The following is a 14291-nucleotide window of genomic DNA, read 5'->3' on the forward strand; positions in this document are numbered from 1 at the left end:
GGAGAACCATGACCACCCGTGACCAGGTCCTCGACGCCGCCCGCGACGTCGCGAACCACCTCGCCCTCGACGCGCTCGACCGCGACCGCGCCAACGCCGAGCCCTTCGCCGAGGCCGAGCTGCTGCGCAAGGCCGGGTTGCCGGCCGTCCTGCACCCGACGTCGGTCGGCGGCGCGGGGCTGCCGTGGTCGGTGGCGCTGGAGGTGGTGCGCGAGATCGCCCGCACGGACGGGTCGATCGCGCAGCTCATCGCCTACCACTACGTCAACGCCCACAACCTCGTGTGGGTGGCCGACGACGCCGGCCGCGCCCGCTGGGGCGTCCCCTCGGCCGAGCAGCAGTGGCTGTGGGGCGACTCGGTGAACCCGGTCGACCCGGACCTGCACCTGGCGCGGGACGGGGACGGCTGGGTGCTGAGCGGCACGAAGAACTTCTCGACCGGCGCCAGCGTCGGGGACGTCACCCTCGTGGGCGGGGTGACCGACGACGGGCGGGACCTGCTGGTCCTGGTGCCGCGCGAGGCGCCCGGTTTCGTGAAGAACGGCGACTGGGACAACCTCGGCCAGCGGCTGTCGGCGTCGGGGTCGGTCCGGTTCGACGACGTGCGCGTCGAGCCGGACGCCGTCCTGGGGTCGGCCTCGACCAGCGGCGCGTTCGGCTCGCTGGTGACCCCGGCGATCCAGGCGGCGTTCGGGCACTTCTACCTGGGGGTGACGCGCGGCGCGCTGGAGGCGGCCTCGGAGTACACCCGCACGACGTCGCGGCCGTGGCTGCTGTCGGACGTGGAGCGGGCCGTGGAGGACCCGTACGTCCTGGCGACGTACGGGCGCCTGGTGGCGCGGTTGCGGGCGGCGGAGGCGCTGGGCCGCAGCGTGGGCGAGTCGCTGTCGCAGGCGCACGAGCGCGGCGCGGACCTGACGTGGGCCGAGCGGGGCGAGGTCGCCGAGGAGATCGCGGCGCTGAAGGTGGTCTCCTCCGACCTCGCGGTCGAGGCGACGTCGGCGATCTACGAGGTGACCGGGGCCCGGGCGTCGGCGAACAAGCACGGCTTCGACCGCTTCTGGCGGAACGTGCGGACGCACACGCTGCACGACCCGGTGCAGTACAAGGCGAGGGAGGTCGGGAACCACTTCCTGACCGGCGCCCACCCGGAGTTCACGCTCTACACCTGAGGTGACCGGGCGGGGCCCCGGTGGTCGACGACCACCGGGGTCCCGCCGCCGGTCAGGGGGTGTGGCGCAGCAGGACGCTGCCGTGCGGTTCGAGGGTGACCGGGATCGCGGTGCTGCCGGGGGCGACGCCGCGGGTGGCGTCTTCCTGCGCGCTCACCGGCACCGTCCCGACCGGTTCCCCGGTCCACAGGTCCCGGACGGTCCCCAGCCGGGCGGGCAGGTCGACGTCCCGGCTGTCGAGGGCGACGGACAGGGGGTCGTCGCCCAGGTTGAACGCGGCGACGTGGCCGCCCTCGGCGGTCCACAGCACCAGCGGCCCCTCCCGGAACACCTCCCGGCTCCAGGTCGCGTCGAGCACCGCGAGCACGTCGGCGTTGGTGAACAGCGCGACGGTGGCCGGGTCCGAGCTCGGCAGGTCCCCGCCGATCATCAACGGCGACCGGGCCACCACCCACAGCGTGAGGAGGGTGCGCCGCTCGGCCGGGGTGAGCCGGTCGTGCCGGGGCTCGCCCCGTTCGGCGCGCAGGCCGATCCGGCCCAGCGGGAGCATGTCGCCGTCGGGCCAGCCCTGCGGCCCGGCGTGCGGGGCCCACCGCGCGAACCGGGCGAAGTTGGCCTCGACGTCCTCCCACCGGTCCCACAGGTCGTCGCAGACCCGCCACATCGTGGCGTGCCGGCGCAGGTGCTCGAGCCGGGACAGCGACAGGTCCCGCCCCGGGGACAGGCTCAGCGCGATGTCGCGGCCGGACCGCTCGATCGCGCGGGCGTACGCCTCGACGTCGGCGGCCTGGTACGGCCACAGCATGTCGTCGGCCTTGAGGAAGTCGACCCCCCAGGACGCGTACAGCTCCAGCGTCGAGTCGTAGTACGCCTGCGCCCCGGGGTGGGTGTGGTCGAGGCCGAACATGTCGGGGTTCCACTCGCACACGTTGGTCCGGTCGACGAACGGGGTGTCGTCGGTGACGGCCCGGCGCGGGACCCCGCGCATGACGTGGATCCCGAACTTCAGCCCGAGGGCGTGCACCTGGTCGGCCAGGGGCGCGAACCCCGCTCCCCCGGCGGAGCTGGGGAACCGGCCCGGGTCGGGGACCAGCCGCCCCAGGTCGTCCAGGCACAGCGGCGCGTCGGCGTTGTAGCCGTGCGCGCGGGCGGTGGGGTCGGACCAGTCGATGTCGACGACGACGGTGTCCCAGCCGAACTCCAGGAGGTGCTCGGCCAGGAAGCGGGCGTTGGCGAGCACCTCCTCCTCGGTCACGCCGGTGCCGTAGCAGTCCCAGCTGTTCCAGCCCATCGGCGGGCGGGCCGGCTTCGCGACGCTCACGGGCGCAGGTTCTCCGGCAGCCGCTCGGCGTGCGCGGCCAGCAGCTCGTCGGTCATGGCGCGGGCCTGCTCCAGCGTGAGCAGGGCCGCGGTGAGCGGGTCCACCGCGACGGCGTGGTGGACGTGCTCGCGGTCGCCGGTGAGGGCGGCGCGCACGGCCAGCGTCTGCACGTTGACGTTGGTGCGGTTCAGGGCGGCCAGCTGCAGCGGCAGCTCCCCGATGGCGGTGGGCTGGACGCCGTTCTCGTCCACCAGGCAGGGCACCTCCACGCAGGCGTCGGACGGCAGGTTGGAGATGACGCCGACGTTGGGGACGTTGCCGTAGACGACGCTGGGGACGCCGGTGACGACGGAGTTCACGATGGAGGCGCCGTACTCCACGCTGGGCGCCAGGTCCTCCTTGAGCTTGTCGAGCTGGGTGTCGATGTCGCCCTGGTCGTCGTGGTTCACGCAGATCTCGTAGTAGTCCCAGCGCTCGGGGATGTACTCCCGGATCATCTCCGCGTTCTTGCGGAAGTAGGGCAGGTACTCCGAGGCGTGGTGGCTGGACTCGGTCTCGAAGTAGCCGAACGCGTTCATGATGGTGGTGCGGACCTGCTCGTTGCCGCCCTCGTAGGTGCTGGCGGCCTGCGCGGCCCCGCTGTGGTCGCCGTCGTCTCCGGCGAGCTCGCCGGCGGCGCGGCCGACGACGTGCTTCTCGTTCATGACCTGGCGCAGCCGCGGGTAGAGGTCCTCGGTGCCGTGGCGGAACCTCAGGATCCAGGCCTGGTGGTTGATGCCGGCCGAGAGGTAGTTGACCTCCTCGTAGGGGACGCCGAGGGTGCGGGCCAGCATGCGGGTGGTGCCCTGGACGCTGTGGCACAGGCCGACGGTCTTCAGGCCCTTGGCGTTGAGGAACGCCGTCGCCATGGCCATCGGGTTGGCGTAGTTGATGAACACCGCGTCCGGGCAGACCTCGTGGGCGTCGGCCGCGATGGCCTCGTAGGCCGGGACCGAGCGCAGGAAGCGGAACACCCCGCCGGGGCCGACGGTGTCGCCGACGGTCTGGTCGATGCCGTACCTGCGGGGGATGAGGACGTCGTCCCGGTACGCCTCGACCCCGCCGACCTGGAAGGTGATGATGACGAAGTCGGCTCCGTCGAGGGCGGCGCGGCGGTCGGTCGTCTCCTCGACCTGCGCGTCGAAGCCGTGGTGCGCGACGAGCTTGCGGGCCGCGTCGGCGACCGGCCCCAGCTTGTCGGGGCGGACGTCCATGAGGCACAGCCGGGCCGACCGCAGGGCCGGGAAGCTGAGGATGTCGCCGATCAGCCGGAACGGGAAGACGAAACCACCGGCGCCGATGATGGTGATCTTGGGGCTCTGCGTCATGCCCCCAGGCTAGGCACCGGGCGCGTCCGCAGACCTCCGGAGAACCCGGCGGAGTGTCCAGCATCCTCAGGTAGTCTGAGCGCGTGGAGATCGCGGCACCGGCGTTGTGGGTCCACCGCGGTGCGGTCCCCCCGATGCGGGAGTTCCACCGCCACGACGACCTGGAGATCAACGTCGCCGTCCGCGGCGGGCTGGAGTACCTGCTCGCCGGGGAGCGCGTCAGCGTCCCGCCGGGGCACACCGCGATGTTCTGGGCCGCCGCCCCGCACCGGCTCCTCCCAGCGCAGACGCCGCAGGACAGCGACATCTGCTGGATCCACCTGCCGTTGACGGCCGTGCTGCGGTGGTCGCTGCCCGAGGAGTTCTCCGCCCGGGTCATGTCGCACGGCACGGTGGTGGTGCCGACGGCCGCCCTGGGCGGCCACGTCGAGGCGCAGTTCGCCACGTGGGAGCGCGACGTCGCAGTCGGTCGGCACACCGAGACCGTCCTGATGGAGGCGAACGCCCTGGTGCTGAGGATCCTGGCACACGGGGGTTCCTCCCCGGCGTCCCGCGCCCGGCCGGACCTGCGCCCGGTGGCGCGGATGGCCCGGTTCGCGGCGGAGAACTTCCGGGCCGGGGTGTCCGCCGCCGACGTCGCCCGGGCGGCGAACCTGAACCCCAACTACGCCACCACCCTGTTCCGGGAGGCGACGGGGGTGACCCTCGGCGAGCAGCTGCTGCGGCACCGGATCGCCGAGGCCCAGCGGCTGCTGCTGACGACCTCGATGACGACGGCGGCCATCGCGCACGCCGCCGGGTTCGGGTCGGGGAGCAGCCTGTACGCCCACTTCTCGAAGGCGTGCGGCTGCTCCCCCGGCGCCTACCGCGCCACCCGGTCCGTCACTCCGGCGGGGCCGTGAAGAGGGCGTTGACCTTGTCGTTCGCGGCGTCGAGGGCGTCGACGTCGGCGTTGAAGGCCATGACGTTGTCCATCGCCGAGGCCATGATGCTCTGGAACTCGGCGCCGTTCAGGACGGCCGGGTAGGGGAACGTCGTCCCCTGCTCGACCTGGTCGGTGAAGGCGCTGACGTCGAACCCGGTCTCGCCCAGGGAGCGCTTGGAGGTCTCGACCGTGCTGGCGATGGCCGGCATGACCACCCCCGCCTCCGCGACGACCGACTGGCACTCCTCCGAGGCCAGGTGCTGCACCCACTTCCACGCCGCCCCCTTCACCTTCGAGGAGGTCGAGATGGAGTCCGCGAGGGAGTTCTGCATGGCCGCCCGCTGCCCCGACGGCCCGATCGGGGTCGGGGCCAGCGCCAGGTCCACCCCCTGCAGCTTCCCGTAGTTGGCGGTCTGCCAGGACCCCTCGCTGACGATGGCGTACCGGCCGGCCTGCATCTGCTGGTCCGGCGCCCCGCCCTCGGTGAGGGCCAGCGGCGGCATGTAGCCCTTCTCGATGAGCCCGCGCCACCACGAGTACGTCTCCTGGAACCGCGGGTCGTCGTAGTTGAACGTCGTCCCCCACATCTCCTGGTCGGCGTACGTCCAGCCGGTGGTCATGGCCAGGTAGGACCACTCGACCTGGCCGAACGGGGCTCCGGAAGAGCCCAGGCCGAGCCCGTAGGTCTTCACCTTGGACTTGTCGAAGCCCGGTTCGTCGCCGCGCACGCCGTTCTCGTCGACGGTCAGGCGGGCGATGACGTCCTCGTAGGTTCCGCCGTCCTGCGGGTTCCAGGTGAGGTTCCCCATGTCCTGCGCGGAGATGCCGGCCTCGGCCGTCATGGCCTCGTTGTAGAACAGGCCGATGGTGTCGAAGTCCTTGGGCAGGCCGTAGCGCTTGCCGTCCGGGCCGATCCACAGGTCCGTCGTCCCCTCGACGTACGCGTCGAGGTCGATCCCGGCCTCCTCGACCTGCTCGTCGATGGGCACGATGAGACCGCGCTCGGCGAACTCGCCGTAGCGCTGGGTGTGGTCGGCGAAGACGTCCGGGGCGGAGTTGGCGACGAAGCCCGTGAAGAGCTTGTTCCAGTAGTCGTCCCAGCCGAACTGCTCGATCTGGATGTCGATGTCCGGGTTCTGCGCCTGGAAGTCGTTCGCGCACTGCTGGTACGCCGGCAGCTGGGCCGACTCCCACAGCCAGTAGGTGACGGTGCCCGTGTCGCCGTCGGCGCCCGGGTCGACGCCGTAGGTGCCGCAGGCCGACAGCATGAGCGCGGCACCGGCGAAGGCGATCGAGGTGCGGATCCTCTTCTTCGAGCGTTTCACAGCCGTCCTCACTTGATGCCGGAGAAGCCGATGGAGTTGACGACCTTCCGGCTGAAGATCGCGAACAGGACGATGACGGGGAGCGCGGCCAGCAGGGTGGCGGCCATCAGGCCGGCCCAGTCGGGAGCGCCCTGCGGGGTCTGGGAGCGGAAGATGCCCAGCGCCACGGTCAGGACGCGGTGGTCGCGGTCGGAGGCGACCAGCAGCGGCCAGAAGTACTCACCCCAGGCCTGGATGTACTGCAGGATCGTCAAGGTCACCAGCGGGCCGGAGGCCATCGGCAGGATGACCCGGAAGAACCGCCCGACCGCCGAGGCGCCGTCCAGGCGCGCGGCCTCCTCGACCTCCCGCGGGATGCCCAGGAAGAACTGGCGCAGGAAGAAGATCGCGAACGGCGTCATGAAGAAGAAGGGCAGGATGATCGCCGCGTAGCTGTTGAGCAGCCCCAGGTCGCGCATGAGCAGGAAGTTCGGGAGCTGGGTGAAGATCGGCGGCACCATGAGTGCGGTGAGGAAGAGGAAGAACACCGCGTTGCGGCCCGGCCAGCGCAGCCGCGAGAACGCGTAGGCGGCCAGCGCGCCGAAGAAGACCTGGCCGGCGGTGATGAACGAGGCCACGAGGACGGAGTTCAGCAGCGAGCGGAACAGGCTGACCGACGCGCCCGACCCGCCCTGGGCCTGCGCCTCGGCCGTCGTCGCCAGGCCGAACACGCGCTCGAAGGCCCCCGTGGTGGGCTCGACGGGCAGCAGGTTGGTCGGCTCGGTCGCCAGGAACGCGCCGTTGGAGAACGCGGTGCGCAGCATCCAGTAGAAGGGGAACAGCGTCACCAGCATGATGATGCCGAGCGTCGTCCAGGCCAGGACCCGGCCGAGACCGGGGCGACCGCGACGGGCGCCTCCGGTGGGTTTCGAGACCGCGACGGCCTCGTCGAACGTGGTGGCGGTGGTGGCCACGACGCCTCCTTGGATCTCTGGTCGCTCAGGCGACGTCGGACTCGTCGGCGCGCATCAGCCGGAGCTGGACGAACGCGACGACGGCGAGGATGAGGAAGAGGACGACCGAGACCGCCGAGGCGTACCCGAACTGGTAGCGCTGGAAGGCGAGGTCGAAGATGTAGTACTGGATCACGCGGGTCGCGTCCCCGGGACCACCGGACGTCGTGACCGCGACGGTGTCGAAGGCCTGGAACGAGCCGATGACGGTGATGACCAGCACGAGGGCGAGGATCGGGCGCAGCAGCGGCAGCGTGATGCGCCAGAACATCTTCCACTCCGAGGCCCCGTCCACGCGGCCGGCCTCGTAGACGTCGCCGGGGATCATCAGCATCCCGGCGAACAGCAGCAGGGCCGTGTAGCCCAGGTGCCGCCAGGTGTTGATGAACGCGATGGTCGGGATGGCCCAGTTCTGGTCGCCGAAGAACGGGACGGCGTCGATGCCGATCCAGCCCAGGAACTGGTTGGTGATGCCGATCTGCGCGTCGAGCATCCAGTAGAAGACCAGCGCCACGACGACGTTCGAGATGAGGTAGGGCAGGACGATGATGCTGCGGACCAGGATCGAGCGGGTCAGCCGGTGCAGCAGGACCGCCAGCAGCAGCGCCAGCACCGTCTGGGTGCCGATGTTGATGACGACGTACTGCAGCGTCACCTTCATCGCGTTCCAGAAGATCGCGTCCTGGAACAGGGCGGTGTAGTTCGCCAGCCCGACGAACTCCGGCCGGTTGAAGACGTCGTACTCGGTGAAGCTGAAGTAGATGCCCCGCAGGGTGGGCCAGAAGTAGAAGACGACGAACCCCAGCAGGGCCGGGGCGATGAACGCCAGCGCCGTCAGCCGTTCGCGGGTGCTGCCGTTGACGTCGGGGCGCAGCTGCTGCCCGGTCACGGAGGCGCTGCTCCCCGTCCGGGCGTTCCTGCTGGTGAGCGCCATGGCTCAGGCCTTCCGGGGGTGGGCGGGCGGCGGGGGAAGCGTGGGATGCACTTGATCTCCGTGGACACGTCGTCGTGGGCCGGGCTTCTCGTGTGGGTGAGTTCTACGGCAATACCCAGTGGACCGTCAACGGGCACGCGGGACCCGGTCCAGGATCGTGACGTCCTCGAGACACGCCGCACGGCCGCGGTCCGGCTTCCGTCGCGGAAGTCAGGTACGGTGCCGCCGGCAGGTCGACGCAGATGTCGCGAGGAGGTCGCAGGTGAGCGCGGACACCGCACCCGGTCGACGGTCGACGTGGGCACCGCTCACGGGCGCCGCGCACAGCATCGCCCTGGAAGTGCTCCTCGACGGACCGCTGCCCCGCAGCGAGCTGGCGCGCCGGCTGGACCTGTCCGCGGGCAGCCTGACCCGCCTGTCGAAGCCGCTGCTGGACTCCGGGCTCCTCGTCGAGACCCGCGGCGTGCCCGACCCCGCGACCGGCCGCCTGACCCGCCCGCTGGACGTCGACGACTCCCGCGACCGCTTCGTCGGGGTCAAGCTCACCGCCGACACGGCCCACGCGGTCCTGACGACGCTGCGGGCCGAGGTCGTCGCCTCCGGCGAGGCCGCTCTCGCCGACCGCTCCCCCGCGCACGTCGCGCGGACCGTGGCCGGGCTCGTCCACGGCCTCCCCGGGGACGAGGCCGGGTCGGTCCGGGCGGTGGGCGTCAGCTTGGGCGGCAAGGTGGGCCCGGACGGCGTCGTGGACAGCGCCCGCTACCTCGGCTGGGAGGACGTGCCCCTCGGGGCGTCGCTGCAGGACCTGCTCGGCCTGCCGGTCGTCGTCGACAACGACGTCCTGTCGCTCACCCGCGCCGAGCAGTGGTTCGGGTCCGCGCGCCGCTGCGGCCACTTCGCCGTCGTCGTGGTGGGGGTGGGGATCGGCTACGGGCTCGTCGTCCACGACCAGGTGGTGGACCGGCCCGACTCCGGTGTCGGGCTGCTGGGGCACCACCCCCTGGACCCGCACGGCCCGCTCTGCCCGGCGGGGCACGTGGGGTGCGCGGAGGCGGTGCTGTCGACGGAGGCGCTCGCGGCGCGCGCCGGGCTGGCGCTGCGCCGGCCCGTCGGCGTGGAGGAGGTGCTCGACCTCGCCGAGCGGGGGGAACCGCTGGCCCGCAGGGTGGTCGACGACGCCGCCCGGGCGCTGGGGACCCTGCTCGCGGCGGTGGGGAACTTCACCATGCCCGAGCGGATCGTGGTCTCCGGGGAGAACGCGCGACTGGCCGAGGTCGGCCGGGACGCGCTCGACGCGGGGTTCGGCGCGGGCCGCAACCCGCTCGCCGGCCCGATCCCCGTGGACGTGCAGCTCACGGGGTTCGAGGAGTGGGCCCGGGGGGCCGCGGTGACGGCGATCCGGACGTTCGTCCTCGGCTCGCGCCGCTGACTCCCGCCCGGACCGCCGGCCGGCTCAGCCCAGGGGTTCGAGGACCAGGCCGAAGCTCACGGGCCCGGCCTGGAGCCGGTACCGCGGCAGCGCGCCGGGCCCGCACGACCCGGACCCGATCCCCTGCTGGGCGTGGTCCAGGTGCAGCCAGACCCGCCCCTCGTCGTGCAGCGCGGACGTGTGCGTCGCGGCGTCGAGCGCCTCGGTGCTCCACGGCCGCACGGTCACCCCGAACGGCGTGGTGCTGCGGACGCGCAGCCCGCGGCCCGCGCCGTCGGTGAGGTCGGCCCAGCGGACCCCGGCCCGCTGGCCGTTCTCCTGCGGCCGGACGTACGGCGTCTGCAGCTCCTCCACGGTCGCCGAGAACCGGCTCGTCCACGTCGCCGACCCCGTGTCGGGGTAGGCCTCCCCCGGCCCCTGCCCGAACCACGTCAGGTGGCGCAGCTCGCGCGGCAGCGCGAGCCGGACCCCGACCCGCGGCAGCGGGACGTCGAGCCCGCCGGGCGTCTCGGGCCCGACGTCGACGCGCAGGTGCACGGCCCCGCCGGCCAGCGGGGTCCAGCGCCACGTCGTGACGAACCCGGTGTCCGTGCCGGCCGGCGCGCTGCGGCCGGAGACGACCACCTCGGCGTCCGTGCGCTCGACCCGTCCCGTGCGGTGCCGGAGCCGTTGCAGGCCCAGCGCCCGCCACGTCGGGGCGAGGGGTTCGCCGAAGTCGCCGCGGTCGTTGTCCGTGGGGGCGCGCCACAGCGCGAGCTCGGCGACCTCGACGGGCACCGGCCCGACCCGCCGCAGCCGGCCGGTCCGCGCGTCCAGGACGGCGGGGCCGACGAGGAGGTCCGGACCCCGCAGGACGGGGGCGTCCCCGGCGGGCGGGAGCGGCGCGGTCGCGGCGTCGAGCTGCACCTGGCCGCGGCCCAGCTCGTGCCCCGCCCGCGCCCAGGAGGTGGCGGCCGCGAGGTGCGCGGTCACCGTGAACCAGCGCTCGCCCGTCGCCGGCCCCAGGGCCGCGACCTCGTCGGGCAGGTCGAGCAGCGTCGAGGCCCGCGGCGCCAGCTCCGGCGTCGGCAGGGTGCCGGAGGTCACCGGGACCCCGTCGTCCTCGACCGACCAGCGCAGCGCGACGTGGCCGAGGCCGACGACGTCGTGGTGGTTGGTCAGCCGCAGCAGGTCCCCGGACGGGGTGGTCTCGGGCCGCAGCCGCACCTGGGCGATGACGGCCGCGTAGTCGCGCAGGCCCGGTGAGGGCGTCCGGTCGGGGAAGACGAGCCCGTCGGCGACGAAGGCGCCGTCGTGGACGGGTTCGCCGAAGTCGCCGCCGTAGGCGAAGCGCTCGACCCCGTCGGGACCGGTCTGCCGCAGGCCGTGGTCGATCCACTCCCAGACGAACCCGCCCATGCACCGCTCGGAGGACTCGAACAGCTCCTGGTACTCCACGAGGCCGCCGGGCCCGTTGCCCATCGCGTGCGCGTACTCGCACTGCACGAAGGGCATGGCCCGCCGGCGCGCGTCGGCGGCCGGGTCCTCCAGCGGTTCCTCCGCGCGGCGCGCGACGGCCTCCACCTCGGCGTGACTGGCGTACATCCGCGAGTAGACGTCGGCGTACGGCACCGCCCAGTCGTGCTCGTAGTGCACGGGCCGGGAGGGGTCGCGGTCCTTGACCCACGCGGACATCGCGGCGAGGTTCTGCCCGGTGCCGCTCTCGTTGCCGAGGGACCACAGGACGATGCTCGGGTGGTTCTTGTCCCGCTCCACGGTGCGGCGCGCCCGGTCCAGGTACGCCTCGCGCCAGCGCGGGTCGTCCGAGGGGTTGCCGCGCCAGTCCAGGAGCCAGAACCCGTGCGTCTCCAGGTCGCACTCGTCGACCACCCACAGACCGTGCTCGTCGCACAGGTCCAGGAAGCGCGGGTGCGGCGGGTAGTGGCTGGTCCGGACGGCGTTGACGTTGTGCCGCTTCATGAGCAGCACGTCGGCCAGCATCTCGGCGTCGGTGACGGCGCGGCCGCGGTCGGCCGACACCTCGTGCCGGTTGACGCCGCGCAGCTTCACGGGCGCGCCGTTGACGGTGAACACCCCGTCGACGATCGCGACGGTCCGGAAGCCCAGGCGCAGCCGCACGTGCTCGCCGGCGCCCACCACCTCGGCGTCGTACAGGCGCGGCACCTCCGCCGACCACGGCTCGACGCCCGGGACCTCGACGTCCTGCCCGCAGGGCACGTCGATCCCCAGCTCCGGGACGAGGAGCCGCGCCGGGGACGGGGTGTCCACGCGCAGCGACCCGGACCCCGTCACGTGGTCGTAGCCGGCGTGGACGAAGACGTCCTCGACGGCACCGGCGGGCCGCGCCAGCAGCGTGACGTCGCGGAAGATCCCCGACAGCCACCACATGTCCTGGTCCTCGAGGTAGCTCGCGGACGACCACTGGTGCACGCGCACGGCGAGCAGGTGCTCGACCGCCTCGCCGTTCCCCGCGCCGGCGAGGGCGTCCGTGACGTCGAACTCCACGGGCAGCCGGGACCCGACCGAGCGCCCCACCTCGGTGCCGTCCACCCACGCCGTGAAGGCGGAGTCGACGCCCTCGAAGCGCAGCACGGCCCGGGCCCGGTCGTCGAGGAAGCCCGCGGGCAGCACGAAGGTGCGGCGGTGGTCGCCCGTGGGGTTCTCGTCCGGCACGAACGGCGGCTCGACCGGGAAGGGGTAGGTGATGTTCGTGTACGCGGGGGCGCCCCATCCCTGGAGCTGCCAGTGCCCGGGCACCTCGATGCGGTCCCAGCCGGTGTCGTCCAGTGCGGGGTCGGCGAGGTCGGCCGGGGTGTCGGCGTGCTCGGCGTACCGGAACCGCCAGCTCCCGTTGAGCGGGAGCGCGGGTGCGTCCGAACGCACCCACGCCCGCGCGGGGAGGGCACCCTGCGCGGGCGTGAAGTCCTCGAACCAGTGGTTCATCCCTTGGTCGCTCCCAGCGTGAGACCGGACACGAACTGCTTCTGCAGCGCGAAGAACACGACGAGCACCGGGAGGGCGACGAGCACCGAGCCGGCGGACAGCAGGTTGTAGTCGGTGAAGAACTGGCCCTTGAGGTTGTTCAGCGAGCTCGTGATCGGGAACTTGTCCCCCGACTGCAGCAGGACGGTCGCCCAGAAGAACTCGTTGTAGATCCAGGTGATCTCGAGCACCGCGAGGGCGGCCAGGGCCGGCCGGCACAGCGGGAGCGTGATCTTCCAGTACTGCTTGAAGACGCTCAGGCCGTCGACCTGGGCCGCCTCGTACAGCTCGTAGGGCAGCGTCTTCATGTAGTTGCTGAGCACGAAGGCGCAGAAGCCGGTCTGGAAGGCCGTGTTGACGATGATCAGCGCCCAGTAGCTGTCGAGCAGCGAACCGGAGTAGCTGAACCAGTACGGCACCTCGATCGCGCGGAACAGGCGGTACAGCGGGATGAGGAGGGCCTGCGGCGGCAGCAGGTTCGCGGCCGTGAACAGGCCCAGCAGGGCCAGGTTCAGCTTGAAGCTGAAGCGGGCCACGACGAAGGCGACCATCGAGGCCAGCAGCAGCGCCAGCACGACCGACGGGACGGTGATGACGACCGAGTTCAGGAAGTGGCGGCCGAAGTCACCCTGCTCCCACGCGTTCACGTAGTTCATGAACGTGAACCCGCCGAAGGACGCGTACCCGTTGGCCTGGGTGTAGCCGTAGTCGCGGAAGGAGTTGAACACCGCCCACAGCAGCGGGAACAGCCACAGCACCGACGAGGCGATGAGGAAGACGTACAGGGCGATCCGCGCCGGCGGCGTCCGGTGCGGTGCCGAGGGGACGCCGGCGGCGGTGCGGCCGCCGACACCCCCGATCGTGCTCGAGCTCATCGTTCGTCCTCCCGCATGACGACCCACAGGTAGATGCTGATGAACACCAGCGAGATCACGAGCATGATCGTCGCCAGGGCGGAGCCGAAGCCGATGCGGCTGGCCTCACCCACGATGTTCGCGGTGACCAGGGTCGCGATGAGCTCGAGGCCGTTGCGCCCCTGGTTGATGACCCAGACCAGGTCGAAGGCGCGCAGCGACTCGATGACCGTGATGACCAGGACGATGATGTTGATGGGCCGCATGACCGGGAAGACGATCCGGAAGAACGTCTGCACCTGGTTCGCGCCGTCCATCTGGGCGGCCTCCTTGAGCGAGGCGTCGACCCCCTTGAGGCCGGCCAAGTACAGGAGCATGACGTACCCGACCTGCTTCCAGCACGTCGCGAAGAGCGCGGCCCAGATGTTCCACCGCGGGTCGCCGTAGAAGTCCACCTGCGTCCCCAGCACGGCGTTGACGAGCCCCTGGTCGCGCGAGTACATCAGCTGCCAGATGAACCCGACGAGGGCCAGCGACAGGACGACCGGCAGGTACAGCGCCGTCTGGTAGAACCGGCTGCCCTTCAGCTCCTTGTCGATGAGGACCGCGAAGAGGATGCCGAGCGGTGTCGCCACCACGAACATCACGACGAGCCACAGCAGGTTGTGCTCGACGGCCGGCTTGAAGGGCGGGTAGTTCGTGAGGACGTTGGTGTAGTTCTCCACACCGATGACCTTCACGTCCGCCAGCGATCCGACGCCGTTCCAGTTCGTGAACGACAGCAGCACCGAGGCGAGGGCCGGCAGCCAGATGAGGCCGACGACCACGAGGGTCGGGACGGCGACCATGAGGACGACGGCCACGCGGTCGCGGCCGGTCAGGCGGCGGACGCGTTGGTTCTTGCCGGTGCCCTCGTGGGACCCCGCGGACGGCGCGGTGTGCGCCGTCTGCGGGGACACGAGCGGCAGGTCGGGGGACGACACGGGCGCT

Annotated in this window: 11 protein-coding genes; 3 read left to right on the forward strand and 8 right to left on the reverse strand. The window is 71.9% G+C overall.

The window, feature by feature from the left end; genetic code table 11:
* Positions 1 to 8: 8 nt before the first annotated feature.
* On the forward strand, positions 9 to 1172 hold the full coding sequence (locus tag ACRYM6_RS02655) for an acyl-CoA dehydrogenase family protein (RefSeq protein WP_432540941.1): 1164 nt from the start codon (positions 9 to 11) through the stop codon (positions 1170 to 1172).
* A gap of 52 nt (positions 1173 to 1224) precedes the next feature.
* Here ACRYM6_RS02655 and ACRYM6_RS02660 read toward each other — a convergent pair whose 3' ends face one another.
* Positions 1225 to 2463, reverse strand: coding sequence for a glycoside hydrolase family 27 protein (locus tag ACRYM6_RS02660; protein WP_432541016.1), 1239 nt, complete (start codon positions 2461 to 2463; stop codon positions 1225 to 1227).
* A gap of 26 nt (positions 2464 to 2489) precedes the next feature.
* Complete coding sequence (gene melA / locus ACRYM6_RS02665) at positions 2490 to 3860, reverse strand: alpha-glucosidase/alpha-galactosidase (protein WP_432540942.1); 1371 nt, start codon at positions 3858 to 3860, stop codon at positions 2490 to 2492.
* Between the two features lie 83 nt (positions 3861 to 3943).
* Between melA and ACRYM6_RS02670 the strand changes: the two genes are divergently transcribed.
* Positions 3944 to 4762 (forward strand): helix-turn-helix domain-containing protein, encoded by an 819-nt coding sequence (locus ACRYM6_RS02670; protein WP_432540943.1) that lies wholly within the window; start codon positions 3944 to 3946, stop codon positions 4760 to 4762.
* Here ACRYM6_RS02670 and ACRYM6_RS02675 read toward each other — a convergent pair.
* From ACRYM6_RS02675 to ACRYM6_RS02685, 3 genes are read right to left on the reverse strand one after another with little or no spacing between them, the layout of a single operon-like run.
* The gene (locus ACRYM6_RS02675; protein WP_432540944.1) at positions 4743 to 6110 is read right to left on the reverse strand and encodes an ABC transporter substrate-binding protein; all 1368 of its coding nucleotides are present in this window, start codon (positions 6108 to 6110) and stop codon (positions 4743 to 4745) included. The two genes, ACRYM6_RS02670 and ACRYM6_RS02675, sit on opposite strands and share 20 nt — an antisense overlap.
* 8 nt (positions 6111 to 6118) lie before the next feature.
* Positions 6119 to 7063, reverse strand: coding sequence for a carbohydrate ABC transporter permease (locus ACRYM6_RS02680; RefSeq protein WP_432540946.1), 945 nt, complete (start codon positions 7061 to 7063; stop codon positions 6119 to 6121).
* 25 nt (positions 7064 to 7088) lie between these two features.
* Positions 7089 to 8036, reverse strand: coding sequence for a carbohydrate ABC transporter permease (locus ACRYM6_RS02685; RefSeq protein ID WP_432540948.1), 948 nt, complete (start codon positions 8034 to 8036; stop codon positions 7089 to 7091).
* A 262-nt stretch (positions 8037 to 8298) separates the two neighbouring features.
* Between ACRYM6_RS02685 and ACRYM6_RS02690 the strand changes: the two genes are divergently transcribed.
* Positions 8299 to 9465 carry an ROK family protein gene (locus ACRYM6_RS02690; RefSeq protein WP_432540950.1) on the forward strand — a complete coding sequence of 389 codons (1167 nt, stop codon included), beginning with the start codon at positions 8299 to 8301 and terminating at the stop codon, positions 9463 to 9465.
* Positions 9466 to 9489: 24 nt separating this feature from the next.
* Here the strand turns inward: ACRYM6_RS02690 and ACRYM6_RS02695 are convergent, their stop codons facing one another.
* The 3 genes from ACRYM6_RS02695 to ACRYM6_RS02705 are packed head-to-tail and all read right to left on the reverse strand — an operon-like array spanning position 9490 to position 14284.
* Positions 9490 to 12408, reverse strand: coding sequence for a glycoside hydrolase family 2 TIM barrel-domain containing protein (locus ACRYM6_RS02695; protein ID WP_432540951.1), 2919 nt, complete (start codon positions 12406 to 12408; stop codon positions 9490 to 9492).
* Entirely contained in the window at positions 12405 to 13322 is a 918-nt protein-coding gene (locus tag ACRYM6_RS02700; protein ID WP_432540953.1) for a carbohydrate ABC transporter permease, read from the reverse strand. Before ACRYM6_RS02700 ends, ACRYM6_RS02695 begins: the two co-directional genes overlap by 4 nt.
* The gene (locus ACRYM6_RS02705) at positions 13319 to 14284 is read right to left on the reverse strand and encodes a carbohydrate ABC transporter permease (protein ID WP_432540955.1); all 966 of its coding nucleotides are present in this window, start codon (positions 14282 to 14284) and stop codon (positions 13319 to 13321) included. The genes ACRYM6_RS02700 and ACRYM6_RS02705 overlap by 4 nt, the downstream gene beginning before the upstream one ends.
* Positions 14285 to 14291: the final 7 nt, after the last annotated feature.

Origin of the sequence: Kineococcus rugosus (genome assembly GCF_050871975.1) — a bacterium.
GTDB lineage: Bacteria > Actinomycetota > Actinomycetes > Actinomycetales > Kineococcaceae > Kineococcus.

Excerpts from the sequence above, each read along its gene's own strand:
- ACRYM6_RS02655 (WP_432540941.1), top strand. The coding sequence starts at position 9 with ATGACCACCCGTGACCAGGTCCTCGACGCCGCCCGCGACGTCGCGAAC.
- ACRYM6_RS02660 (WP_432541016.1), bottom strand. The coding sequence starts at position 2,463 with ATGGGCTGGAACAGCTGGGACTGCTACGGCACCGGCGTGACCGAGGAG.
- melA (WP_432540942.1), bottom strand. The coding sequence starts at position 3,860 with ATGACGCAGAGCCCCAAGATCACCATCATCGGCGCCGGTGGTTTCGTC.
- ACRYM6_RS02685 (WP_432540948.1), bottom strand. The coding sequence starts at position 8,036 with ATGGCGCTCACCAGCAGGAACGCCCGGACGGGGAGCAGCGCCTCCGTG.
- ACRYM6_RS02695 (WP_432540951.1), bottom strand. The coding sequence starts at position 12,408 with ATGAACCACTGGTTCGAGGACTTCACGCCCGCGCAGGGTGCCCTCCCC.
- ACRYM6_RS02700 (WP_432540953.1), bottom strand. The coding sequence starts at position 13,322 with ATGAGCTCGAGCACGATCGGGGGTGTCGGCGGCCGCACCGCCGCCGGC.